Here is a 23067-nt window from a genome sequence, read left to right on the forward strand (position 1 = left end):
CTACGAGCGGCCGTCCACCCGCGCCAGGAATTCCCCGAGCGCCTGGTCGAACTCCTCCGCCCGCTCCAGGTTCGGCATGTGCGCCGCCCCCTCGATCACCCGCAGCGTCGAGTCGGGGAGGGCGGCGTGCATGTCCCGCGCGTCGGCGACCGGCGTGTACGCGTCGTCGGCGCCCACGACGACCAGCGCGGGGACCGTGACGCGGGTGAGCAGGTCGCGGTAGTCGGGGCGTGCGGCGCGGGCGCGCAGGGCCGCGGCGGCACCCTCCGGGGGCGCGGTCGTCATCATGCGGTGGACGTGCTCCTTGACGCGCGCGTCCGCGTACGGGGCGACCATCTTCTCCAGCACCTCGTCGGCGTATCCCCGCATGCCCTCCCTCAGCAGCCGGTCCGCCATGGCGTTGCGGGCCTTCACTCCCTCCGGTGTCTCCGCCGCCGGGAAGGTGTCGGCGAGGACCAGCCCCCGGACACGGTCCGGGAACTGCCGGTAGCAGTCCATCGCGATCTGGCCGCCCATGGACAGGCCGGCCAGCACGAACGTCTCCACCTTCACCTCGTCGAGGAGCGCCTCGATGTCCTCGGCGAACTGCGCGAAGCCCGTGACGCCGGGGGTCCGCGGGGAGGCGCCGTAGCCGCGCAGGTCGGGGGCGATCACCCGGCGCTCGGCGGAGAACGTCTCGATCTGCGGGGCCCACATCGTGCGGTCGAAGGGGTGGCCGTGGACGAGGACGAGGGGGACAAGAGGAACCGAGGAAGTATCGGCGCCTTTGTCCTCGTATGCGAGGAAGGGGGTCATGTGGACGACCCTAGGCCGCCCCAACTCGTCGGTGCAATAAGATCTTTGCCCTCGGTGCAATCCCGACCTGTCTGTCCGACCTGTCTTCCGAAGGGGGCCTTGTGGACGACTACCGGCGCATCGCCGACCGGCTCGCCGACGACATAGCCGCCGGACGGCTCAAGCCCGGCGAACGGCTGCCTCCGCAGCGGCTGTTCGCGCGGCGGCGCGGGATCGCCGGGTCGACGGCGGGGCGGGTGTACGGCGAACTCGTGCGGCGGGGGCTGGTCGTCGGCGAGGTCGGTCGCGGCACCTTCGTGCGGGCGACTCCGGCGGGGCCGGGGGCCGGGCGGGGACTCACCGAGCCCGCGACCACCGCCCCCGTCAACCTGGAGCTCAACTACCCGTCCGCGCCCGGCCAGTCCGAGCTCCTCGCCCCCACCCTCGCGCCCCTGCTCCGCCCCGACGTCCTGACCGAGGCCATGCGCCCCGCGCCCGCCGACGGCACCCCGTCGGCCAGGGAGGCCGCCGCCTCCCTCCTCGCGACTCCGGGCCGACGGCCCGGCCCCCACCAGCTCCTCTTCACCGGCAACGCCCGCCAGGCCGTCGCCGCCACCCTCGCCTCCCTGGTCCGCCCCGGTGGCCGCGTCGGCGTCGAGCCGCTGACGTATCCCGTGGTCAAGGAGATCGCGGCCCGCCTCGGCATCACGCTGGTGCCGCTGACGGCGGACGAGGACGGCCCGCTCCCCGAGTCCGTCGCCACCGCTCACCGCACCGCTCCCCTGTCCGCCCTGTACATCCAGCCGACGCTGCACAATCCGACGTCCCTGACCATGAGCGAGAAGCGGCGGCGTCAACTCGCCGACGTCGTCACCGACTTGGGCATCCCCGTCGTGGAGGACCGCATCTGGTCCTTCCTGACCGACGGCGACCCCTTCGCCGTGCACGCGCCCCGCCTCACCCACGTCGTCGACGGACTGTCCAAACGCGTCGCTCCCGGGCTCACCGTCGGCTTCGCCGTCGTACCGCCGCACCGGGGTGCGACCGTGGCGGACGCGATCCGGTCCGGCGGGTGGGGTGCGAGCCGGTTCGCGATGGAGGCGGCCGTGCGGTGGATCGAGGACGGGACGGTGGAGCGGCTGGTCGCGGCGAAGCGGGCGGACGCGGCGCACCGGCAGCGGATCCTTCGGCAGGAGCTGCACGGCTTCTCCGTACGGTCCGATCCGCGCGCCTACTACGCCTGGTGGGAGCTGCCCGCGCCCTGGCGCGCGGACACCTTCACGGCCGCCGCCGCGGCGCACGGCATCGCCGTCACGCCGGGCCCGGCCTTCGCCGTCGACCCCGGCCGCACTCCGGACGCGGTCAGGCTCGGGCTCGCGTCGGCCGCCGTGCCGGATCTGCGGCGGGCGCTGCGGACGCTCGCCGGCGTCGCACGAGAGGTCCGCTGAGCCGGCAGGTCACAGCCACCGTCAGACCGAGGGCGACCAGCAGCCGGGAGACCGTGCGCAGGGTGGCGGTGAGGGCGTCGTAGAGCGCGCCGGCGGCCGGCTGGTGGGCCGGGTCGGGCAGGTCGGCCAGGGTGAGGCGGCGGCCGACGGCGACCGCGAGGGCGAGGAAGGCACCGCCCAGCGCCGTGCCGAGCGCGGTGGCCGTGACCGCGCGGCGGCGACAGGCCGCGAGGGCGATCCCGGCGACGGCGAGCACGGCGGCCGTGACGGGCAGCCAGACAGCGGCGATGTCGAGCACGTGGAACCCCTTCCGGAGCCGAGGGCACCTTCCAGGCAAGACCCGCGGGGGCGGGTGTGCGAGCGGCGGGACTGCAAACGGGTGCGTTCGGCGGAGCCGAACGGGTGGCTCCCGGCCCGGCTCAGCGGATGCGGTTCCCCTCCGCGTCCTCGCGCGTGTAGTAGCGGTAGAAGAACACCGCGAAGATCGCCGCCGTGACGACCAGGCCCAGGAGCACGGACGCCCAGACGCCGGCGCCGCCCTGGCTGTAGAGGAAGCCGATCGCAGCGCCCGCGAAGGCGGACTTCGTCAGTGAGTGCAGTTCGCGTATCAGGCGCGGGGCCAGTACCGCCACGGCGATGCAGAGCACGATGAACGCGAGCGCGGTGACGAAGCCGAACAGCAGGTTCTCGCCGGTGATCGGCCCGCCGTCGCGCCGGTTGGCCGCGGCCCAGTAGCCGTAGAGGAGCCCGAGGGCGACGGGTATCGCATACTTCGCCACCTTGTGGACCTGCTCGCTGAAGATGTCGGGCGTGCGGGTCGGCCTGGTCGTACGGCGCTTCGCGCGCGTCCCGCGCATACCGTGCGTTCCGCCGGGCGTGGGTGCCGCGTGAGCCATGAGAGCGCTCCTCTCTCCTCGCCCCCGCCTACCAGAGCACACCCGGGGACACGCCCTGGCAAGTCGTCGGAAGGGATGCGGGCCCCGCGGGCCCATGTTTCGCTGAGCCCGTGAGCGGCCGAGTACTGAGACCGGTGGGCGGTCGCCGGAGTGTCCTCGCCCGGCTGCCCCGCGTGGGGCAGGAGGACGTCCTGGGACCGCACCAGATGCTGCGCGTCCGGGGCCGCAGCGTCGCCTGGATGCCGCCGCTGCTGCTGCTCGGCGCGATCGCGGCGGTCGACTTCAACACCAGCGGCGAGTTCCGCATCATCTCCTGGATCGTGCTGGTGCCCGGCATCGCCGCCGCGATCTGCGGGATGTGGGGCACGGCCGGGTTCGCCGTCCTCGCGGTCGTCACGTACGTCCTCGCGGACAGCGCCTGGCCGCACCAGTACCAGACCGGTCTGCCCGACTTCGTCCTCGTCGCCGTCGGCGGCGTCCTCGCCCTGCTGGCCTGCGAGGTCCGGCTGCGCGGCGAGCGCAGCATGCTGCACATGCGGGACGTCGCCGACACCACCCGCCGTACCGTCCTGCGGGACCTTCCGCCCGTCTGGGGCGGCCTGGAGCACGCGGCCGTCTATCTCGCGGCCGACAGCCAGGCCCGCGTCGGCGGCGACTTCTACGACATCCAGCCCGGCCTGCACGGCACCCGCGTCCTCCTCGGCGACGTGCAGGGCAAGGGGCTCGGCGCGGTCGAGGCGGCGGCCGCGCTGCTCGGTACGTTCCGCGAGGCCGGCTACCACGAGCCGGACCTGGCGACGGTCGCCGAACGCCTGGAGATCCGCATGCGCCGGCACGACCTGCTCGTCACCGCCCTCGGCCGGGAGGACGGCGACCGGTTCGCGACCGCCGTGCTGCTCGGCTTCACCCCGGGCGAGGACGGGCGCGAGGTGGTGGAGGCCGTCGTCTTCGGCCACGAACCCCCGCTGGCGGTCGGCCCCGACGGCGTACGGCCCCTGCCGCCCGGCGACGGCCTCCCGCTGGGCCTGGGAGAACTCGCCGCCGGCCTGCCGCCCGTGCACCGCGTGCCCCTCGCCCCCGGCACGACCCTGCTGCTGACCACCGACGGCGTGACCGAGGCCCGCGACGGCGACGGACTGTTCTACCCGCTCACCGACGAGGTGGCCCGCGCCGTCACCGCCGACCCGCGCACCGCCGATCCCCACCGGCTGGTCGCCTTCGTGCGGGACGGCACGCTGCGGCACTGCGGCGGACGACTGGCCGACGACACGACGGTGTTCGCCGTACGCCGGGCCGACGAGTCCGCTCGAAAGGGACGTTTGCAGTCCTGAGGCCCCCCTTTGCAGCCGCAGCGGTTACGGTGCTGACGTACGTGATCGACGGGGGATATCGACGGGGAATTGGGGAGGGACCGATGCCCGGAACCGTGCTGCTGCTCGCCGCCGCGCCAGTGGGCAAGGGCTGTCTGGTGGACGCGGCCTCCGTGCTCCCCGTCCTCGCGGCCGTGCCACCCGCCGTGCTGTCCGGCACCGACACCGCGAACGTCGTCGAACTCGCCGACCCGCTGGAACCGCAGGCCGTCCTCACCCGCCTGCGTGCCGCGGCGGCGGCTCCCGGGCCGCTCACCGTGTTCGTCACCGGGCAGCTGCTTCTGGACCGCCGTCAGCATCTGCCCCATCTGGCGCTGGCCCGCACGACCACGGCCACGGTCCGCTACACCGGCCTTCCCTGGCACTGGATCCGCGAGGAACTGCGGCTGCGGCAGGCCGGGACGACGACCCTGGTGCTCGACCTGCACGCGGACGCGGAGACCTGGGGGTGGCTGCGGGCGCATCCGCTGGACTGCGGACGCAACATCGCGGTGTACGGCCGTGTGGCGCCGCCGCCGTCGCGGCGGACGGTGGCCGCACCGACGTACATGAAGGCGGTCGCGACGATTCTGCGGAGTGGACACCGGCCTGCCGTACCGGAGTTGCATCAGCAGGTGTTGGCTCGGCTGGGGAGCGAGGTGTATGCGGATGTGGTGCTGGGGGTGCCGGGTGTCGGGGTGCCCGGCGTTGGGGTGGCCGCTGTCCCTGGGGGCTTCGCCCCCAGACCCCCGTATCGGCCTGAACGGCCTCGTCCTCAAACTCCCCCACTCTCGGCTTCGCTCGAGCGGGGGGACCCCCACGACGGGCTGAATACAGCTGACCGGCCTCGAGAAGGTGCTGTCAGTCGGTCTCAGACCCGGCCCGCGGACGACGACCCCCACGCCTACATCACCGCCGCCGTCCAGTCCGGCCGGCACAGCGACGCCGACGCCCTCGCCGCCGAGCACGAGCAGGCCGCCGTACGCGCCCATGGCGTCGGCTCCGAACAGGCCCTGCACTGGGCCGAAGTCCGCGCGGACCTGGCGATGTTCGCCGGGGACCCGGTCCGCAGCTGCCGTACCTGGCTGGCCGTGGCCACCGCCCGGCTCAACGCCGGTCAGACCCCGGAAACGCCCGCCGTCGAGGCGGCCGTGGACCGCGCCCACCACCAGTGGGGGCAGATCCGCGACGCGGCCCCCGCCCGTGAACTCGGGCTGGCGCTCGCGGAGTTGCGCGGCCGTGTGCCCGGCCGCCGCGTGGGCGCACTGGAGAACATCAAACAGCAGCTGAGCCAGTTGCAGACCCAGAACTAGCCCAGCATCGCCAGCGCCCCCGAGACCAGCGTCCGTACCCCCGGCGCCAGTGTCGACAGGTCCGGGGCGAAGTGCGGGCTGTGGTTGCTGGGGACGGCGCCGAGTTTCTGGGTGAGGTCGTCGCCGGGGGCCGCGTCCCACACCTCGTGCGGGGTGGCGGTCACGAACCAGTAGGCGTACGGCAGCCCGCCCGCGGCCAGATGCGGGAAGTCCTCGCTGCCCATCGCGGGGCCGGGGTCGAGGACCGTCGCGGCGCCGAAGACCTCGCCGTGCACGGCGGCCACCCGGCGGTCGGTCTCGGCGTCGTTGACCGTGAGCGGGAAGGACTCGCCGACGGTCACCTCCGGCTCGCGCGGGCAGCCCGCCGCCGCGCACTCACCGGCCGCGATCCGCCGTATCGCCGCGATCATCCGCTCCCGGACCTGCTCGGACTGCGTACGGACGTTCAGCGAGATCCGGGCCTCGGCCGGGATGATGTTGGGCCGGGTGCCCGCCTCGACCCGTCCGACGGTCAGTACGGCCGATTCCCCGGCGGCGATCTCGCGCGAGACGACGGTCTGGAGCCGGGTGACGAGGAAGCACGCCGTCACCACGGGGTCGACGGCCGTCTCGGGCCGCGACCCGTGCCCGCCCACCCCGTGCACCACGATGTCGATGTCCGTCGAGGCGGAGAGGATCAGGCCGGGCGTGTGGCCGTACAGACCCGCCGGACCCGGCACCGCGTGCTGGCCCAGCAGCACGTCCGGGCGCGGGAAGCGCTCGTACAGCCCGTCGGCCACCATGCGGGCCGCGCCCAGCCCCGTCTCCTCGGCGGGCTGCCCGACGAGCAGCAGCGTCCCGGACCAGGCCTCCCGCCCGGCCGACAGCGCCTCGGCCGCCCCCGCCAGCCAGGTCACATGCAGATCGTGTCCGCAGGCGTGCATCAGCCCGGCCGTCTTCGAGGCGTACGGCAGTCCCGTCTCCTCCTGCACCGGCAGCGCGTCCATGTCGGCGCGCAGGAGTACGACCGGTCCGTCGCCGTTGCGCAGTACTCCCGCGACGCCGGTGCCGCCGATGCCCTCGGTGGTCTCGTATCCGGCCCGCCGGAGGCGCTCGGCGAGCTTCCCGGCCGTGCGGTGCTCCTCCAGGGACAGCTCGGGGTGGCGGTGCAGGTCCCGGTAGAAGTCCTCCAGGGCGGACACCGGGAGGTCGGCGGTGAGGTCCAGCGCGGTGCGGGCGGCGGGAGAGGTCACGTCGGCAGCGTACCCACGCTCCCCGGCCGTGCGTCAGGACCCGGCGTGCGTCAAGTTGGCCTTGCCCCACTTCGAGTTCCTGGAAGACCACGACGCATTCCCAGTCGTGGCGGTGTCCGAAGGCGTCGGCGCCGGCCAGCGTCTGGTCCTTCTCGAAGTAGAGGGCGTAGACGTAGGCGCACCAGCCGTTCTTGCACCAGCCCTGCGAGTACGTGTTGGCCTTGCCGAGGTGGTTGTTCCTGCATCCACCGGTGATCGCTCCGGTGTTGTCGAGGCCGCCGTTGAGCCTTCCGCTCGCGTCGACGGCCGCCGCGGGGAAGCAGCTGTCCGAGTCTTAGTCGAACAGCGGCATGTACTTGTCCTGAAAGGTGGCCGCGTTCCACGGCAAGGGGGTCAGGACGGCGGCGTTGGCGCTGCCGGTCAGGCCGACGGTCAGGGCGGTGGCGGTGGCGGCCACGAGCGCGGCCTTGCCGAGACGGGGCTTCGGTCTCTTCTTCTTGACTGCCTGGGACATGCGGGTGTTCTCCAGTGGCTCGGTCCGTGAGGGGTGGTGCCGCGACGTGTTCTCGCGGGCGTCACCGGCCGTGCCTCTCGTGTCGATCGGCGTACATCTCGCGTTGGCGAAACGGCGAAACACGTCGTCCTCGCCGGTCCGCTGCGCGGGCCCATCAATCCGTCGGCTTGGTGTCGCATTCGAACCAGACGGTTTTTCCGGAGTGGTCGGGGCGGTGATGCCATCCCCATCGGTCGGTGACGGCATCGAGGATGAGCAGCCCGCGACCGCCGTCGGCGAGTTCGGGTGTGGGTGCGGATGCGGGTTCGTCCACAGCTGTGGACGACGGTGCCTGCGGCGGTCGGGGATCGGTGTCGGTCACCTCCACCCGGACCCCGCCGGGCCGCCGCAGGATCAGCAACGCGGCTTTCCGGTCCGGTACATGCCGTACGACGTTGGCGACCAGCTCGGTGAGGGCGAGCGTGGCTGCGTCGACCAGCTCGGGCATCTCCCAGGCACGGAGATAGGCCCGCAGTGTGCTCCGCAGATGCCGCGCCGAGTGGTCACCGACGGTGAGACTGAGGCCGTACCTGACGCCAATCTCGGTGCTCTGCTGGGCAGTTCCGCCGACTCGACCCGAGCGCCTCCCCGCTGGACTACTTCGGCTACGAACTGCGCCGCTACAGGGAGGCAACGGGGATGACGCAGGGGGAACTCGGCAGCAGCATCTTCTGCACGGGGTCCCTGATCGGCCAGATCGAGACCGCCCACAAGGTCCCGACGCGGGAATTCGCGGAGCGGGCGGATGCGGCGTTGATGACGGACGGGGCGTTCTCACGGCTGGTGGGGTTGGTACTGCGAAGCCGACTTCCGGCGTGGTTTCAGCCGTATGCGGAGATGGAGGCGAAGGCGACGTACGTCTCCTTGCCACCGGCATGCCGGACAACCTCGATGACCTGGTGGCAGCTCGAATGGAACGCCAGCGCATCCTGAAGAGGGAGCAACCGCCGCTGACGCCGGTGGTGCTGGACGAGGCGGCGCTGTATCGCCCGGACACCGTCAGGGAAGCCGCCCTCCGTTACGCCTTCCGTGCAGGCCGCTGCCCTCTCGGTAAGGGATTCGGCGGCACTGATCGCGCGGGTGATGGAGGAGCGCTATGGGCACGAGCCAGGACCTGACCAACGCGCGGTGGCGTAAGTCGTCGTACAGCGGCAACACCGGTGGCGATTGCGTCGAGGTCGCCGCCACCTCCGCCCTCCACATCCGCGACTCGAAGCGTCGCCTCACTCAGCACGTCACCGTCTCTCCCACCACTTGGTCGGCCTTCCTCAACCACGTTTCCAAGTGACCGTTGGGCCACTCGCTTCTTGGCTAGTCTCGTGCTGACTTTGCGGTGACTGGGTGGCGGGTTGGAACACCCGGCGTGCCACCCTGCGGCCTGTGAACAACGCTGCGGGTCAATACACCTAGCGCCCGGCAGAGTCCGCGAAGTGGGCTGCCGGTCGCGCCTGCTGTGGCTCCGTAGCCTTCGCCGGACCCGCGTTCGCCGCCAGGACCAGGGCGGCGACAGCGATCACGGCGGCGGCGAAACTCCTCGTGTAACGCTGGGTGGTGCTGGTGCGTTCGACCACGGTGACCTCGCAGCAGCGGTAACTTAAGCGTGCTTAATACGCCGTTTAACCTAAGGGCTGACAGAGCCGAACGGCAAGAGCCGTCAGGGGAGTTGGGCATGTCGGAGCGCGACGACCCGGTGACCATCGGGCGCAGGTTGCAGCAGTTGCGGGTCGAACGCGGGCTGACGCAGAAGCAGTTGGCCGAACCGGCGTACACGCCCGCCTACATCTCGACGCTGGAGGCCGGCCGCGTGCGTCCCTCCGACGAGGCGCTCAGGCACCTCGCCGAGCGGCTCGGCGTCGGCTTCGACGAACTGGCGACCGGGCGGCCGGCCCGCCTCGTCACCGACCTGCGGCTCAGGCTGACCGAGGCCCAGCGCACCCTCGCCACCGGGGAGGCCGAGGCGGCGGCGGAGCAGTACGGCCGGCTGCTCGCCGAGGCGGAGACGCTCGACCTCGACGAGGTGCGGGCCGCCGCGCTGCTCGGGCTTGGCGAATGCGCCCTGGAGACGGGGGAGTTGGCGGCGGGACGGCTGTACTTCGAGCGGGCCGAGAAGGCGTTCGGGGACGTGCCGCTGCCGGCCCGGGTCCCGGCCCTGCGCGGACGTGCCGTCTCCCACTACCTGGCGGGCGAACTCCGCTACTCCGTCTACCTGTTGGAGTCCACCCTCGACGAGCTCAACCGCGGCGGCCTGCACGACCCCGACGCGCTGCTCCTCCTCTACGCCAGCGTCATCGGCCCGTACATGGACATGGGCGCGCACGCCCGCGCCGCGCAGGCCGCCGAGCTCGCTCTCGCGCTCGCGCCGCAGGCCGGTGACCCGGCCCTGGTCGCCCGTATGCACCGGTCCGTCGCCCGCACCCTGCTCGCCGAGGGCCGCCTCGCCGAGGCCGACGCCTCCCTGGCCAAGGCCGCCGAACTGTACCGGCAGCTACAGCTCCGCACCGAGCTCGCCAACTGCCACTGGATGCGCGGGTACATCCACGCCCAGAACAGTGAACTGGAGTCCGCGGAAGGCGAGTTGCGCCAAGCCCTCACCATGCTCTCCGCCAAGCGGGCCGCCCTCTACTCCAGCCAGGTCGCCGTCGAGCTGGCCGACGTACTGCACCGGCGCGGCAGGTCCGAGGAGGCCGCCTCGCTGCTGCACGAGGTGCTCAGCGACCTCAGCTCCGAACGCGGCGCCCTGCACTCCGCCGCCGCGCACCGCCTCCTCGGCATCATCGCCGAGGACACCCGGGACACCGAGGCCGCCGAGGAACACTACGTCCGGGCGCTGAGCCTGCTGGAGCGGGCGGGCGCCGCCGGTGACCTGGCCGACCTGTGCCGGATGCTGGGGGACCTGCTGCGCCGTACCGGCCGGGTGGAGGCCGCGCTGGACGCGTACCGGACGGGACTGGGCCACCGTACCGCCCCCGGCACCACCACCCTCGGGCCCGCACCCGCACAGCCTCCTCTGTGACGGAAACCGGGGCGGCGCGCAGCGGCCCCGATTAGCCTCCGGCAGAGGACGAGTGGCGGGCGAGGCGCGTGGAGAACCGGAGAACCGGAGAACCGTGGGCGATGGGCTGCGGCTCGCCGTGCGCGCCCTGGTGTACGCCGTTCTCGGTGGCACCGCCCTGCTCGCCATCGCGACCGTCGTCTCCGTGCTCGGGCCGATGCTCGCCCTCGACCTGTACACCCCGCCCGTCGCCGCCTGGTGGACCGTCTTCACGGCCGTCGCGGTCCAGGGCGTGCCGTTCCTGCTCCTCGGTACGGTCGTCTCGGCGGCGATCGGTGTCTTCGTACCGGAGAAGGTCTTCCGCCGGCTCCTCCCGCGCAACCAGGCCCTTGCCGTGCCGGTGGCGGGGGCCGCGGGGGTCGTACTCCCGGGGTGCGAGTGCGCGTCCGTGCCGGTCGCCGGGAGTCTGATGCGGCGAGGGGTGGCCCCGGCGGCGGCCCTCGCGTTTCTGTTGTCCGCGCCCGCGATCAACCCGGTGGTGCTGGTGGCGACCTCCATCGCCTTCCCCGGTCAGCCGGCCATGGTGCTGGGCCGGCTGCTCGCCTCGCTGGCGACGGCGGTGGTGATGGGCTGGCTGTGGGCCCGCTTCGGACGGGAGAAGTGGATACGGCTGCCCGAGCGACGTATATCCGCGGACAAGGGCGGTCCGCGCGCCTTCGGCGCCGGGATGCAACACGACTTCCTGCACGCGGGCGGCTTCCTCGTCCTCGGCGCGGCGGCAGCGGCGACCTTCGACATCGCCGTGCCGCGTTCCGTCCTGGACGTCTTCACCGGATCGGCGTGGCTGTCGGTGCTGCTGCTGGCCGTGCTGGCGGTCGTGCTGTGCGTGTGCAGCGAGGCCGACGCGTTCGTCGCCGCCTCGCTCAGCGGCTTCTCGCCGACCGCCCGGCTGGCGTTCATGGTCGTCGGCCCGATGGTCGATCTGAAGCTGATCGCCCTGCAGACCGGGACCTTCGGGCGGGCCTTCGCGGTGCGGTTCTCGGCCGTGACGTGGGTGGTGGCCGTGGCGAGCAGCGTGCTGGTGGGGTGGTGGCTGCTGTGAGGCGGTACGGCTCGCCCCTCCTCCTCGCGCTCGTCGGCGCGGCCATCCTGCGGATCTCGCTGTTCAGCGAGCTGTACCTGCGGTACGTCCAGGCGGGGCTGCGGCCGTACCTGGTGGTGTCCGGGGCGGTGCTCGTGCTGCTGGGGGCGGCGATGGCGGTCGTACGGCGGTCGGCGCCCGACCACTCCGGCCACTCCGACCCCGAGGAGGACCCCGGCCATGGTCATGCGCACAGCCCCCGCATCGCCTGGCTCCTCACCCTCCCCGCCCTGGCCCTGCTGCTCTTCCCGCCGCCCGCCCTCGGCTCCTACAGCGCGGAGCGCGAGGCCGCCCAGCGGGTCGCGCAGGGCGTCGGCACCTTCCCGGCGCTCCCTGCCGGGGACCCGGTCGAGCTCACCCTCGCGGAGTTCGGGTCCCGGGCGATCTACGACAGCGGGCGCTCGCTGGCGGGTCGTACCGTCCGGATGACCGGCTTCGTCACCCACGGCGACGACGGCACCTGGTACGTGACCCGGCTCCAGGTCAGCTGCTGCGCCGCCGACGCCACGGCCGGCAAGGCCGAAGTGTGCGGCGACGGCTCGGACGCGGCTCCGCCCGTCGACACCTGGGTCACCGTCACCGGCACCTGGCATCCCGAGGGTGAGCTCGGCTCGGACGCGGCCTGGCCGCCGGTCCTCGACGCCACGTCGGTGCGGCGGGTGCCTCAGCCGGCGGACCCGTACGAGCAGCGGTAGGGCTTGCCCTGCCCGCCCGGGTTTCGCCCCATGGGCGAGGGGTAGTCGGGCGGCGCCCACGCACGACGCTGGCCGCGCTGTGGTCGAAGGAGGCGGTGGCCGTGCGGCCCAGGAACGATCGACATGGTGCCCCCGGTGACGACGCCGGCGGGCGCGGTGCGGCGGGTGGCGACCGCCCGAGGCCGGGCCCCCGGACGCCGGGCCCACGCAGACCGGGTGTCGACGACGAGCGCGAGCACCGGCAGGACCGGATGTGGGCCGTCGACGTCATCGCCGAGGAGGTGCGGGACGCCGAGCCCAGGGAGATCCCGGGGCGGCTGTGCGAGGTGGTGGTCGAACTGCTGCCGGTGGCCGGGGCCAGCGTGGCGCTGCACTGCGACGGCATGCCGGTACGGCTGAGCGCGAGCGGCGAGCGGGCCGCGTACCTGGCGGAGATCCAGGCCACCCTGGGCGACGGACCCTGTCTGCACGCCGGGCGGACCGGCGCGCCCGTGCTCGCCTGCGACCTGACGTCCGGCGAGGACCCCGGCCGTTGGCCGGTCTTCGCGCAGCAGGCCACGGCCGCCGGGGTGCGGGCCATGTACTCGCTGCCGCTGGGCAACGACTCCGTGTGCGTGGGCACGCTCGACCTCTACCGCGACACCCCCGGCGAGCTCACGGCCCGCGAGCTGCGCACCGCGCTGCTGGTGGCCGGCGTGATGACGGTGGCCCTGATGGCGCTGCCGCGCGGGGAGGAGAACGGCGGCCGAGGTGCGGAGTCCTGGCTGAGCGGCCTGGCCGCCGACCACGACGAGGTCTACCAGGCCGTGGGCATGATCATGGCCCAGCTCCGGGTCGGCTCCGAGGAGGCGCTGGCCCGGCTGAGGGCGCACGCCTTCGCGCGGGACCGTACGGCCCTCGATGTGGCGCGCGATGTGGTCGCGTACCGGACGAGGTTCGAGCGGGACTGAGGACCGGTCTTCGCTCAGACCTCCACCCGTCCGTGCGTACGGATCTCCGTCAGGCGCCTCGCCCCCAGTTCCACGGCCCCCCGCGTGGCGTCGGACGACACTTCGCCGAGGCCGCCGTTGGAGACAGTGATCGCGTCTTCGCCGATGCGGACGGCGGCGACCTCCAGGGCGAGCAGGGTGGTGTCGCCGTAGTCCGTCTCGCCGTACAGGGTGACGCGCAGGCCCTGGCGGGCGTCCCCGGCGTCCGGCAGGGGCGCCTCGGTGACCCGGACGCGCTGCATATAGCCGTGGGCGGTCCTGGCCGTGAACCGGCCGCACGTGCGGGGCAGCGTCTTCAGCCAGGCCAGGGTCCGCTCCATGTCGGCCCGGCGCGGGGTGAGGATCTGGTAGCGCAGTTGGGCCTCGTTCCAGACGTCGTCGAGGCCGATCACCGCCCGGGCCCTGGCGTCCGCGCCGAACAGTTCCTCGGCGTAGAGGGCGTCGAGCAGGCGCTGGCAGCCCGGGGCTTTCGTCGTGGCCTTGAGCAGCCCGTCCCGCCAGGCCGCGGGGCCCTGCGTCGACGCCCATGGCTCGCCCAGGTCGGCCTCCGTGATCAGCGCGGCCTCGGCCTGTGCCCGGGTGAGGGCGGGGGCGGCGGTCGGGGACGGAGGTGTGGTGGGCCGGTGGGTGGCCGGGGACGGGGTTGTCGTGGGCGGGACGGCGGGTCTCGGGGCGGTCTGGGGGTCGGGGATGAGCGAGGAACAGGCGGTCGCGGTGAGCAGGACGCCGAGCGAGAGCGCGGAGGCGAGGAGGGCGCGGACCGGCGGTGGGGTCATCGGGGGTGTCTCCTTGGGGCGGCCAAGATCGAGTGCGCCCTCTTACGGCACCACCGCGCCCGTCGGGCCACCAGTGAGCCGGGCCGTCCGAGTGAGCGGGGGCCGGGCCGTCCGGGTGAGGCCGATGGACCGGCGGGAAAACCGGTCGCCCGTCCCCGCGCCCCGCTGCTACGGTCCCGCCATGCAGCGCGACCGTGTCCCCGCACATCCGTCTCTCACGACGACGCCGGAGAGTGTCCCGGCGCGCTGACCACTGGACCGCATGTCCGAAGCCCCGGGGCGAGTGCCCCGGGGCTGCGTCGTTCCTTGGTCCCCCTGGTACCTCGCCCCCCGAGCGAGGGAGCTCACCATGTACTACGACCACCGCCGACTCGGCCGTGAACTCGACCTGTTCGACACCGACCCGCTGATGGGGTCCGGCCTGCCCTTCTGGCTTCCTGACGGGGCCGTCGTACGGCACACCCTGGAGGAGTACATCCGGGAGGCCGAACGCGCCGCCGGCTACCGGCATGTGTACTCGCCCGTGCTCGGCAAGCGGGAGCTGTACGAGATGTCCGGCCACTGGTCCCACTACAGCGACGACATGTTCCCGCCGATGGAACTGGGCGCGGAGGAGGTCGTACTGCGCCCCAGCCTCTGCCCCCACCACGCCCTCATCTACCGCTCCCGCTCCCACAGCTACCGGGAACTCCCCCTTCGGATGGCCGAGTTGGGCGGCATGTACCGCTCCGAGCTGTCCGGCGTCCTCGGCGGGCTGACCCGCGTCCGGGCCATCCAGCTCAACGACGCGCACATCTTCTGCACCCTGGAGCAGGCCGTCGAGGAGGCCCGCGCGGCCCTGGAGCTGATCGGCCGCGCCTACGCCGACCTGGGCATCCGCGCCGCCCGGTACCGTCTCTCCCTCCCCGGCGAGGGCGGCAAAGGCAAGTACGTCGCCGACCCGGAGCTGTGGCGGCGGGCCACCGCACTGCTCAGGGAGGTCCTGGACGGCTCCGGCATCGCTTACGAGGCGGTGGAGGGCGAGGCCGCCTTCTACGGCCCCAAGATCGACGTCCAGATCACCGACCCCGCCGGACGCGAATCCACCCTCTCCACCGTCCAGATCGACTTCCACCAGCCCGAGCGCTTCGACCTGCGCTACATCGGCGCCGACGGGGCGAAACACCGGCCGGTCATGGTGCACCGCAGCATCATCGGCAGCGTGGAACGGGCGGTCGCGCACCTCATCGAGGAACACGGCGGCGCGTTCCCGGCGTGGCTCGCGCCCGTGCAGCTGGTGGTGCTGCCGGTGGCGCAGGCGCAGGTGGAGCAGGGGGAGGAGGTCGTACGGCGGGCTCTGGCGCGGGGTCTGCGGGCGGAGCTGGCGGCCCCCGGTGACGGCACCCTCGGCGCCCGCGTCCGGGCGGCGCGGCTCGTGCCGTACCAGGCGGTGATCGGGGAGCGGGAGGCCGGCGGCGACCTGGCGGCCGTACGGCTGCGGGACGGGCGGCGTCCGGGGGCGGTGCCGGTGGCCGAACTGCTGCGCGTGATCGGAGCCTGTGTGGAGGAGCGCGGCACCGAACTGTGGCGGGCTGCGTAAGGTCACTCTCGTAGCCCGTGGAGAGAGGATCCCAGCCGTGACAGCCGTGACAGGTCAGCCCATCCCGGTGATCATCGACTGCGACACGGGTGTCGACGACGCCCTGGCCCTGCTGTTCGCCGTACGGCACCCGGGTCTCGACGTGCGCGCGGTGACCTGCGTGGCGGGGAACACCGACGTGGACGGGGTGGTCCGCAACACCCTGACCGTGCTGGAGCAAGCAGGGGCGTCCGGCATACCGGTCGCGCGGGGTGCCGAACGCCCGCTGATCGAGCCCGTCCGCACGGCCCGGCACGTCCACGGCCAGGACGGGATGGGCGACCTCGGCCTGCCCGCGCCGACCCGAGTCCCGGTCGACGTCGACGCGGTCACGCTGCTGCGGCAGGAGATCCTCGCCTCCCCCCGTCCGGTCACCCTGATCCCCACCGCACCGCTGACGAACATCGCGCTGCTCCTGCGCACGCACCCGGAGGTGGTGCGGAACATCGAGCGGATCGTGTTCATGGGCGGCGCGGTGGCGGCCGGAAACGCCACGCCCGTCGCGGAGTTCAACGTGTGGCACGACCCCGAGGCCGCCGCGATCCTGCTCACGGCCGGGGTGCCGATCACGATGTACGGCCTGGACGTCTTCAAGCAGGTCCTCGTCCCGGCCGGGGATGTCCAGCGCCTGCGCGCGAGCACGGAACCCCGCCTCCGCATGGCCGGCGAACTCCTCGCCCACCGCGACCCCGCCACCTCCGGCGACCCCACCCCCATGGGCGGCCTCGGCGACGCGGGCGCGGTCTGCGCGGTCGTCGACCCGGAGGGCATCACCACCGAGCCCCTCCCGGTCGAGGTCGCCCTGGCCCCGGGCCCCACCCGAGGCCAGACGATCGTCGACCGCCGCTCACGGCCCGGTGAGTCCGAGATCCACGAGGGCGTACGTGAACAGCCGCTGGTGGATGTGGCGTTGGGCGTGGACGTGGAGCGGTATGTGAAGTTGTGGCTGGCGACCGTGGAGGGCGTTTAGGGCCGGTCGCAGTCGGCGGAGCGTTTCGCGGCGCAGCGGGAACTCCTTGCCGGGCGGGGGATGGACACGACGCGGTGCGGGCTGGCCTGCTTCAGCGCTGCCGGCTTCAGCGATGTCGCGACGCCCGGCAGTTGCCCGTCGGGGCACTAGCGGGTGTCGGCCGGCCGTACCGCCCACCTCTGTTCCACCTTCGCGAGCCGCCAGTAGCCGATGGCCGCCGCCCACACCACCACGAACAGACCGACGATGACGTAACCGACGTTGTCGAGATCGATGTCGGCGATCCAGGTGGTCACGACGTCGGTCAGGTCGAGCTTCTCGTGCAGGACGCCGACCAGTTCGATCGTGCCGATGAAGAAGGCGACGGCGATGGACAGGCCGGTGATGGTGAGGTTGTAGAAGACCTTGCGGACGGGGTTGGAGAACGCCCACTGGTAGGCGAAGTTCATGAACGTGCCGTCGAGGGTGTCGAACAGGCTCATGCCGGCGGCGAAGAGGAGGGGCAGGGAGAGGATCGCGTACCAGGGCAGACCGGCCGCCGCACCCGAGCCCGCCATCACCATCAGGGTCACCTCGGTGGCCGTGTCGAAGCCGAGGCCGAAGAGGAAGCCGAGGGGGTACATCTGGCCGGGGCGGCTGATGGACTTGGTGAGGCGGCCGAGGATCCGGTTCATGAACCCCCGTGAATCCAGGTGCTGTTCGAGTTCCTTCTCGTCGTACGTGCCGGCCCGCATGGCCCGGAAGACCTTCAGGATCCCGAGCAGGGCGACCAGGTTGAGGGCGGCGATGAGGTAGAGGAACGTCCCCGAGACCGTCGTACCGACGATCCCCAGCGTCTGGTGGGTGCGGGAGTCGTCGTTCATGAGGGTGCCCGCGAGCGCGGCGCCGCCCGCGACGAGCGCGGCCATCGCCACCACCACGCTGGAGTGACCGAGCGCGAACCAGAAGCCCACCGACACCGGCCGCTTGCCGTCGGCCATCAACTTGCGGGTGGTGTTGTCGATGGCGGCGATGTGGTCGGCGTCGAAGGCGTGCCGCATGCCGAGGGTGTAGGCGGTGATGCCGAGGCCGATGCCGAAGGCCTTGTCGCCGACCTCGTAGTGACCGGGTACGACGAGCAGGAAGAGAACACCGAAGGCCACGACGTGCAGGGCGGCGATCACCGCCATCAGGCCGGCGGTCTTGAGGGTGTCCTCGCGGCGCCAGCGGTAGGCGGATGTGGGCTCGGGCAGGGTCATACGGTCACGCTCCAGCACCTCGTGGATCAACTCGTGAGATGCCGTGGCCGGTCTCCTGGCTTACGGGTCGTGTGTCCGCCGTTCCTGCCTTCCCAGTCGTACGACCAGTGGCACCGGCTTGCGCCGGACGGGACGTGAACTCCCCGATCACAGTGGCGAGGGCCGCTCCGGAATGGCCCCTGAAGGGGCGTCACCGGCTTCCCGAGCACCACGGCCCGCCCACCGTAGGGCGGCAGGCGGTCTCCTGCATAGCTGCGTACTTGCGCAGGTATTCAAGATCACACAGGTCGCCTGCGAGGATGACGGCATGCATCTCGTCCCCGCCGACCGAGCGGACCGCCGCACCATCGACGGGCACCGGGTGTGCGACGCCATCGCCGCGATCGGCGAACCCGGCCACGTCCGCACCTGGGCCGACCGTTTCTCCCTCCTCGCGGACCCCAAGAGGCTCGCGCTGCTCCTCGCCCTGCACCAGACCGGGCCGCTGGCCGTGTCCGACCTGGCGATCGCGACCGGCATGAACGATCCCGCCGTATCGCAGGCGCTGCGGTTGCTGCGGGCGGCGGGGGTCGTGGAGGGGGAGAAGGAGGGGCGGGTGGTGCGGTACCGGGTGGTGGACGGAGAGGTGCGGGGGCTGTTGGAGCACTGCGCGGCCGACGGGGGCTGACGCTTGTGGGAGGCGGTGATTGGCAGATCTGTTCCACCCCCGCGAGGGAAAACACCAGGTCACGTGGCCGTGTTGGTGGAACAGATCTGCCAATCACCGGGTTCTCCGGGGGCACCGCGAACAGCGGCTGCGCCGCCGTCAGGTTGTGTGCGTGGTCTGCGAACAGCCGGTCGAGGCCCTGGAAGCGACCGCCGTCTGCAATCACGTGGGCCACGGCGGCTGCCTCCGGTCAGGGCCGCACTGAAACCCCTACAGGCCAGGGCCGACGGCCCCGCCCGCGCACCACGGGGGAAGTGCGCGGGCGGGGCTCCCGACACCCCTGCGGGGCCTCGGGGGGATCGCCGGTCGGGCTGACGTTGCCCGGCCGGCGGTCGAGGGGTCGGCTGATGGGCCTACGAGCGAGTTGCCCGTCCGGCGTTCAAGCCATCAGCCGACGGTACTTACGAGCGAGCGGCCCGCCGGCGTCGCGTGGCCAGGACGATGCCCGCGCCGCCCGCCAGGAGTACGGCCGCGCCGATGGCGATCGGGCCGGTCGCGCTGCTGCCGCCCGTCTCCGCGAGGTTGTCGCCGCCGCCGTTCGGCTTGGGGGCCGGGGCGGTGGTGGAGTCGGAGGGGGTCGGGGTCGGGGTCTCGGTGGACGGCGTCTCCGAGGCCGGGGGCTCGGTCGCCGGAGGCGTCGTCTCCTCCGTCGGCGTCGAGGGCTCGGTGGGCTCCTCCGGGGTCGACGGGGGCGGGGTGGGCGTGGACGGCGGCTCCTCCGTGGGCGGAGGCGTCGTGCAGTTCTTCGTGCCGCCGTTCCAGGCCGCGATCAGCTTGTCCTTGATGACCGGGCGGTCCGGGCCCTTGGGCAGGTCGCCGTGCTGGAATCCGTCGTTGGCGTCGAGCTTGCCGTCGAACTTGACCGCGCCGCGGTAGAGGTCGATCTGCGCGAAGCAGCCCGCGTCCGGCACCGCGATGTCGAGGGAGTCGGTCTGCCCCGGCTTGACGGTCACCGTGTCGAAGTCGACGAAGACCTGCTCGCCGGAGGTCGCGAAGGTCGCGCCGTGGGCGAGGTAGGAGGCGAGGGAGGCGGTGCAGGTGGTGGCGTCGCCGGCGGCACGGACCTTGATGTGGACCTTGCCGTCGTCGGTGGGCTTGAGGTTCTGGTCGTCGACCTTGACCGAGTCGAAGAAGTTGGAGCCGTCCAGCGAGAACTGGCAGCGGTCGGTACCGGTCTCCGTGCCCGCGCCCGTCCCGGGCTTGTAGGTGCCGCCGGACTTCCAGCCGTCGCCGCCGGGGGTGCCGGTGGCCCAGGCGGCCGAGGCGGGGGCGGCACAGAGGACGAGCGCCACGGCGCCCGTCCCCAGCAGGCGGCGCGCGGTGACACGTCTAGCTATGGACATGCGGATCCCATCGGGTGAGGGGGGTGGCGAGTGTTCCGAAGAACACCGGGTCAAAAACGCACACAGAGCCCTGAGATACACAGAGTGATGCACAGGGTCTGAAAAGCACTGGGCCCATTGGTCACATGCGCCACGGTGTCCGCACATCGTGGATCTCCTGGCAGAACGCTGTCAACCTGCGGCTATGGAGGGGGACTTCAGAAGGCCATCACAATTTCATCACACGGGGAATGAACTGCTCCGGACGGCGTTCGAGTTCGCTTTCCCGACAATGTGGACAGGTACCGGAGTGCCTACTTGAGCGCCCCGCACCACTGCCCCGAGGGAGACCGCGTGACCGACCGTCCCGACCGCCCCGAGACCACTCCCGACCTCTCCTCCCGCGACCCCAACTGGTGGCGCCAGGCCGTCGTCTACCAGGTCTACCCCCGCAGCTTCGCCGACGCCGACGGCGACGGACTCGGCGACCTGCGAGGCGTCACCCGCCGGCTGAACCATCTCGCCGCGCTCGGCGTCGACGCCCTGTGGCTGAGCCCCTTCTACCCCTCCGAACTCGCCGACGGCGGCTACGACGTCGCCGACTACCGGGACGTCGACCCGCGCCTGGGCAGCCTCGACGACTTCGACGCGCTCGCCGCCGAGGCCCACCGGCTCGGCCTGAAAGTGATCGTCGACCTGGTCCCCAACCACACCTCCCACCAGCACGTGTGGTTCCAGGAGGCCCTCGCCTCCGGCCCCGGCTCCCCCGCCCGCGACCGCTATGTCTTCCGCGACGGCCGCGGTACGCACGGCGAACTCCCGCCCACCGACTGGCAGTCCGTCTTCGGCGGCAGCGCCTGGCAGCGGGTGCCGGACGGACAGTGGTACCTGCACCTGTTCGCGCCCCAGCAGCCCGACCTCAACTGGGCGAACGAGGAGGTCCGCGCCGACTTCCGCACCACCCTGCGCTTCTGGTCCGACCGCGGGGTCGACGGCTTCCGTGTCGACGTCGCCCACGCCCTGGCCAAGGACCTGAGCGAGCCGCTGCGCGACCTCGGCGCGCCCGAACTCAGCAGCGAGGACGCGCTGCCCCACTTCGCGCCCGGCACCCACCCCTTCTACGACCGCGACGAGGTCCACGAGATCTACCGCGACTGGCGCAAGATCCTCGACTCCTACCGCCCGCCCCGCATGGCGGTCGCGGAGGCCTGGGTCCAGGGCGCCCGACGCACGCTGTACGCCCGTCCGGACGAACTCGGCCAGGCCTTCAACTTCGAGTATCTCCAGGCCGGTTGGGACGCGGACGAGCTGCGGCAGGTCATCACCGACTCGCTGGACAGCGCGCACCAGGCCGGCGCCTCCGCCACCTGGGTGCTGTCCAACCACGACGTCGTACGGCACACCTCCCGGCTGATGCTCCCGCCCGGCACCGACGACAACGCCTGGCTGCTGTCCGGCGGTCACGCGCCCGCGGTGGACGAGTCCCACGGCCTACGACGGGCCAGGGCGGCCACGCTCCTGATGCTGGCGCTGCCCGGATCGTCGTACGTCTACCAGGGCGAGGAACTCGGCCTGCCCGAAGTCGCCGGCCTGCCCGTCGAGGTCCTCCAGGACCCGATCTGGGAACAGACCGGCCGCGTCCGCAAGGGCCGCGACGGATGCCGGGTGCCGCTGCCGTGGACGGCGACGGGACCGTCGTACGGCTTCGGGGCGGGTGGCGCCTGGCTGCCGCAGCCGGAGAGCTTCGCGGCGTACGCCGTCGAGTCCCAGGACGGTGTCGAGGGCTCCACCCTGGAGCTCTACCGCACGGCCCTGCGGCTGCGCCGCAAGCTGCTGGAGGGGGAGTCGCTGACCTGGGCGGACGACAGCCCGGCCGGGGTACTGGACTTCACCCGGCACGACGGCTGGCGGTGCGTCACCAACCTGTCGGGGGCGGCCGTACGGCTGCCGGCGGGGGAGGTACTGCTCAGCAGCGCCCCGCTGGAGGACGGGCTGCTGGGGCCGGACACCACCGTCTGGATCGCCTGACTGTCTGTCACGACCAGGCCGGTCTTCTCCATGAAGCTCTCGCCGGACCGGCACCGCGTGGAACCCACCTCGCCCATACGGCCGTACAGCACATGCCACCTGCGGAAACGGGACGGGAGAATCGCTGGCAGGGGGTCGCCGACGTCCGTCGTGAAGCCGTGAGGAGTTCCGCCGACGATGAGCAGGTCCAGGAAGTCAGCCGCCCTGGCGGGCATAGCCGTGGCGGGCGCGATCGCCGCCCTGTGCGGTTCGTCGCCCGCCGCGGCATACGCCGGTGAGCCCGGCCGTGAGCTGTGGGGTGCCGTGACCATCGTCCCGGGGCGGGAGGGGGTCGTCGAGGTCGCGGGGTACGCGGGGCCGCCGTTGGGTGCCGGGTCGTCGTTGACGCTGACGGCGCCGGACGGGATCGCCGTCAGGGGCGTGCCGCTCGACGCCCGCGGCTACCGGGGCGCTCTCGCGCGCGACGGGGGCAGCGGGACGTACACCTTCACGGGTGCCGCGGCGGCCGAGGCCTGGCGGGGCCGGGTCTTCCCCTTCGTCCTGGCCGTGCCCCGGGACGTCGTGCCGGGCACGCGGCCGCGGGGCTGTGCGCTGTGGCTCACGGACGCGAGCGGGTTGGTCCGGCAGCGGGGCGCGTGCGCCGTGACCGTCGGACTGCCCGAGCCGAAGCTGACCCGGCCCGAGTCGGGAGTGCCGTTGCCCGACCGGCCGGAGGTGTCCGGTACGGCCTATCCGGGCGCCCAGGTCACCGTCCGGGACGCGACCGAGAACGAGGTCTGCGCGACGACCGCCGGCACCGACGGCACCTGGTCGTGCGTGCCGGGCCCGGCGCTCGCGGCCGGCGCGGGGCGGCTTCAGGCGACGGCATCGCTGAACGGCGTGAGCGCGACGAGCGAGCAGATTCAGATCACGGTGAGGGACGCGTCGGCGAAGAAGTCGTTGTCCAAAGCTCGGCGATGAGTTTCGGGGCGGGCACGTCACGCAGCCCACGCCGGAGATGGACACACGTGACCTGCGCACCGAGCTG

21 protein-coding genes, 3 pseudogenes and 1 riboswitch are annotated in these 23067 nt (G+C 72.5%); of the genes and pseudogenes, 14 read left to right on the plus strand and 10 right to left on the minus strand.

Annotated features, from left to right (window positions below; genetic code table 11):
* Nucleotides 1–795: an alpha/beta fold hydrolase gene (locus ABT063_RS26555; RefSeq protein ID WP_351061157.1), complete on the minus strand. Its 795-nt coding sequence runs from the start codon at nt 793–795 to the stop codon at nt 1–3.
* 101 nt (nt 796–896) lie between these two features.
* Here ABT063_RS26555 and ABT063_RS26560 point away from each other — a divergent pair, with 101 nt between their 5' ends.
* Nucleotides 897–2222, plus strand: a complete 1326-nt coding sequence (locus ABT063_RS26560) for an aminotransferase-like domain-containing protein (RefSeq protein WP_351061160.1) — start codon at nt 897–899, stop codon at nt 2220–2222.
* On the opposite strand, the pseudogene ABT063_RS26565 reads toward ABT063_RS26560, so the two are convergent.
* Nucleotides 2137–2544 (minus strand): annotated as a pseudogene (locus ABT063_RS26565) (hypothetical protein); the annotation flags it as partial. The gene ABT063_RS26560 and the pseudogene ABT063_RS26565 overlap by 86 nt on opposite strands.
* A 97-nt stretch (nt 2545–2641) precedes the next feature.
* Nucleotides 2642–3118: a hypothetical protein gene (locus ABT063_RS26570; protein ID WP_351061163.1), complete on the minus strand. Its 477-nt coding sequence runs from the start codon at nt 3116–3118 to the stop codon at nt 2642–2644.
* Nucleotides 3119–3228: 110 nt separating this feature from the next.
* On the opposite strand from ABT063_RS26570, the gene ABT063_RS26575 reads away from it, so the two are divergent.
* Nucleotides 3229–4449 (plus strand): PP2C family protein-serine/threonine phosphatase, encoded by a 1221-nt coding sequence (locus ABT063_RS26575; protein ID WP_502990893.1) that lies wholly within the window; start codon nt 3229–3231, stop codon nt 4447–4449.
* 83 nt (nt 4450–4532) lie between these two features.
* A complete protein-coding gene (locus tag ABT063_RS26580; protein ID WP_351061166.1) occupies nt 4533–5780 on the plus strand; it encodes a hypothetical protein in 1248 nt (415 codons plus the stop codon).
* Here ABT063_RS26580 and ABT063_RS26585 read toward each other — a convergent pair.
* From ABT063_RS26585 to ABT063_RS26600, 4 genes and pseudogenes are all read right to left on the minus strand, one after another.
* The gene (locus tag ABT063_RS26585) at nt 5777–7012 is read right to left on the minus strand and encodes an amidohydrolase (protein ID WP_351061169.1); all 1236 of its coding nucleotides are present in this window, start codon (nt 7010–7012) and stop codon (nt 5777–5779) included. The two genes, ABT063_RS26580 and ABT063_RS26585, sit on opposite strands and share 4 nt — an antisense overlap.
* An 88-nt stretch (nt 7013–7100) precedes the next feature.
* Nucleotides 7101–7331: pseudogene (locus tag ABT063_RS26590) on the minus strand (NPP1 family protein); the annotation flags it as partial.
* Between the two features lie 15 nt (nt 7332–7346).
* Nucleotides 7347–7526, minus strand: coding sequence for a hypothetical protein (locus ABT063_RS26595; RefSeq protein ID WP_351061172.1), 180 nt, complete (start codon nt 7524–7526; stop codon nt 7347–7349).
* 154 nt (nt 7527–7680) lie between these two features.
* The gene (locus ABT063_RS26600; protein WP_351061175.1) at nt 7681–8013 is read right to left on the minus strand and encodes an ATP-binding protein; all 333 of its coding nucleotides are present in this window, start codon (nt 8011–8013) and stop codon (nt 7681–7683) included.
* Nucleotides 8014–8156: 143 nt separating this feature from the next.
* On the opposite strand from ABT063_RS26600, the pseudogene ABT063_RS26605 reads away from it, so the two are divergent.
* The 6 genes and pseudogenes from ABT063_RS26605 to ABT063_RS26630 all read left to right on the plus strand — a co-directional run bounded on the left by ABT063_RS26605 (nt 8157) and on the right by ABT063_RS26630 (nt 13343).
* Nucleotides 8157–8702, plus strand: a pseudogene (locus tag ABT063_RS26605) (helix-turn-helix domain-containing protein).
* Complete coding sequence (locus tag ABT063_RS26610; RefSeq protein WP_351061178.1) at nt 8662–8853, plus strand: DUF397 domain-containing protein; 192 nt, start codon at nt 8662–8664, stop codon at nt 8851–8853. The pseudogene ABT063_RS26605 and the gene ABT063_RS26610 overlap by 41 nt, the downstream one beginning before the upstream one ends.
* Before the next feature lie 381 nt (nt 8854–9234).
* Nucleotides 9235–10578, plus strand: a complete 1344-nt coding sequence (locus ABT063_RS26615; RefSeq protein ID WP_351061181.1) for a helix-turn-helix domain-containing protein — start codon at nt 9235–9237, stop codon at nt 10576–10578.
* Between the two features lie 94 nt (nt 10579–10672).
* The gene (locus tag ABT063_RS26620; RefSeq protein ID WP_351061184.1) at nt 10673–11659 is read left to right on the plus strand and encodes a permease; all 987 of its coding nucleotides are present in this window, start codon (nt 10673–10675) and stop codon (nt 11657–11659) included.
* Complete coding sequence (locus ABT063_RS26625) at nt 11656–12393, plus strand: TIGR03943 family putative permease subunit (RefSeq protein WP_351061310.1); 738 nt, start codon at nt 11656–11658, stop codon at nt 12391–12393. The genes ABT063_RS26620 and ABT063_RS26625 overlap by 4 nt, the downstream gene beginning before the upstream one ends.
* A 95-nt stretch (nt 12394–12488) precedes the next feature.
* On the plus strand, nt 12489–13343 hold the full coding sequence (locus ABT063_RS26630) for a GAF and ANTAR domain-containing protein (RefSeq protein ID WP_351061187.1): 855 nt from the start codon (nt 12489–12491) through the stop codon (nt 13341–13343).
* 14 nt (nt 13344–13357) lie between these two features.
* Here ABT063_RS26630 and ABT063_RS26635 read toward each other — a convergent pair whose 3' ends face one another.
* Nucleotides 13358–14158, minus strand: a complete 801-nt coding sequence (locus ABT063_RS26635) for a hypothetical protein (protein WP_351061190.1) — start codon at nt 14156–14158, stop codon at nt 13358–13360.
* Nucleotides 14159–14507: 349 nt separating this feature from the next.
* Here ABT063_RS26635 and thrS point away from each other — a divergent pair, with 349 nt between their 5' ends.
* Entirely contained in the window at nt 14508–15737 is a 1230-nt protein-coding gene (gene thrS / locus ABT063_RS26640) for a threonine--tRNA ligase (protein WP_351061193.1), read from the plus strand.
* 46 nt (nt 15738–15783) lie between these two features.
* Nucleotides 15784–16746, plus strand: a complete 963-nt coding sequence (locus tag ABT063_RS26645; RefSeq protein ID WP_351061313.1) for a nucleoside hydrolase — start codon at nt 15784–15786, stop codon at nt 16744–16746.
* Between the two features lie 146 nt (nt 16747–16892).
* On the opposite strand, the gene nicT is transcribed toward ABT063_RS26645, so the two are convergent.
* Entirely contained in the window at nt 16893–17984 is a 1092-nt protein-coding gene (gene nicT, locus ABT063_RS26650; protein ID WP_351061196.1) for a Nickel transporter NicT, read from the minus strand.
* A 28-nt stretch (nt 17985–18012) separates the two neighbouring features.
* A riboswitch (cobalamin riboswitch) is annotated at nt 18013–18212 on the minus strand.
* Between the two features lie 79 nt (nt 18213–18291).
* On the opposite strand from nicT, the gene ABT063_RS26655 reads away from it, so the two are divergent.
* Nucleotides 18292–18651: an ArsR/SmtB family transcription factor gene (locus ABT063_RS26655; protein WP_351061199.1), complete on the plus strand. Its 360-nt coding sequence runs from the start codon at nt 18292–18294 to the stop codon at nt 18649–18651.
* Between the two features lie 440 nt (nt 18652–19091).
* Here ABT063_RS26655 and ABT063_RS26660 read toward each other — a convergent pair whose 3' ends face one another.
* Nucleotides 19092–20033, minus strand: coding sequence for an LAETG motif-containing sortase-dependent surface protein (locus ABT063_RS26660; RefSeq protein WP_351061202.1), 942 nt, complete (start codon nt 20031–20033; stop codon nt 19092–19094).
* A gap of 333 nt (nt 20034–20366) precedes the next feature.
* On the opposite strand from ABT063_RS26660, the gene ABT063_RS26665 reads away from it, so the two are divergent.
* Together ABT063_RS26665 and ABT063_RS26670 are read left to right on the plus strand one after the other, a co-directional pair.
* Complete coding sequence (locus ABT063_RS26665; RefSeq protein ID WP_351061205.1) at nt 20367–22040, plus strand: glycoside hydrolase family 13 protein; 1674 nt, start codon at nt 20367–20369, stop codon at nt 22038–22040.
* Between the two features lie 177 nt (nt 22041–22217).
* A complete protein-coding gene (locus tag ABT063_RS26670) occupies nt 22218–23000 on the plus strand; it encodes an Ig-like domain-containing protein (protein ID WP_351061208.1) in 783 nt (260 codons plus the stop codon).
* The last annotated feature ends 67 nt before the right edge of the window (nt 23001–23067 follow it).

Source organism: Streptomyces sp. NPDC002838 (genome assembly GCF_040295365.1).
Classification (GTDB): domain Bacteria; phylum Actinomycetota; class Actinomycetes; order Streptomycetales; family Streptomycetaceae; genus Streptomyces.

Excerpts from the sequence above, each read along its gene's own strand:
- ABT063_RS26555 (WP_351061157.1), bottom strand. The coding sequence starts at position 795 with ATGACCCCCTTCCTCGCATACGAGGACAAAGGCGCCGATACTTCCTCG.
- ABT063_RS26580 (WP_351061166.1), top strand. The coding sequence starts at position 4,533 with ATGCCCGGAACCGTGCTGCTGCTCGCCGCCGCGCCAGTGGGCAAGGGC.
- ABT063_RS26655 (WP_351061199.1), top strand. The coding sequence starts at position 18,292 with ATGCATCTCGTCCCCGCCGACCGAGCGGACCGCCGCACCATCGACGGG.
- ABT063_RS26615 (WP_351061181.1), top strand. The coding sequence starts at position 9,235 with ATGTCGGAGCGCGACGACCCGGTGACCATCGGGCGCAGGTTGCAGCAG.
- ABT063_RS26570 (WP_351061163.1), bottom strand. The coding sequence starts at position 3,118 with ATGGCTCACGCGGCACCCACGCCCGGCGGAACGCACGGTATGCGCGGG.
- ABT063_RS26600 (WP_351061175.1), bottom strand. The coding sequence starts at position 8,013 with ATGCCCGAGCTGGTCGACGCAGCCACGCTCGCCCTCACCGAGCTGGTC.
- ABT063_RS26635 (WP_351061190.1), bottom strand. The coding sequence starts at position 14,158 with ATGACCCCACCGCCGGTCCGCGCCCTCCTCGCCTCCGCGCTCTCGCTC.
- ABT063_RS26595 (WP_351061172.1), bottom strand. The coding sequence starts at position 7,526 with ATGTCCCAGGCAGTCAAGAAGAAGAGACCGAAGCCCCGTCTCGGCAAG.
- ABT063_RS26610 (WP_351061178.1), top strand. The coding sequence starts at position 8,662 with ATGGGCACGAGCCAGGACCTGACCAACGCGCGGTGGCGTAAGTCGTCG.
- ABT063_RS26660 (WP_351061202.1), bottom strand. The coding sequence starts at position 20,033 with ATGTCCATAGCTAGACGTGTCACCGCGCGCCGCCTGCTGGGGACGGGC.
- nicT (WP_351061196.1), bottom strand. The coding sequence starts at position 17,984 with ATGACCCTGCCCGAGCCCACATCCGCCTACCGCTGGCGCCGCGAGGAC.
- ABT063_RS26670 (WP_351061208.1), top strand. The coding sequence starts at position 22,218 with ATGAGCAGGTCCAGGAAGTCAGCCGCCCTGGCGGGCATAGCCGTGGCG.
- thrS (WP_351061193.1), top strand. The coding sequence starts at position 14,508 with ATGTACTACGACCACCGCCGACTCGGCCGTGAACTCGACCTGTTCGAC.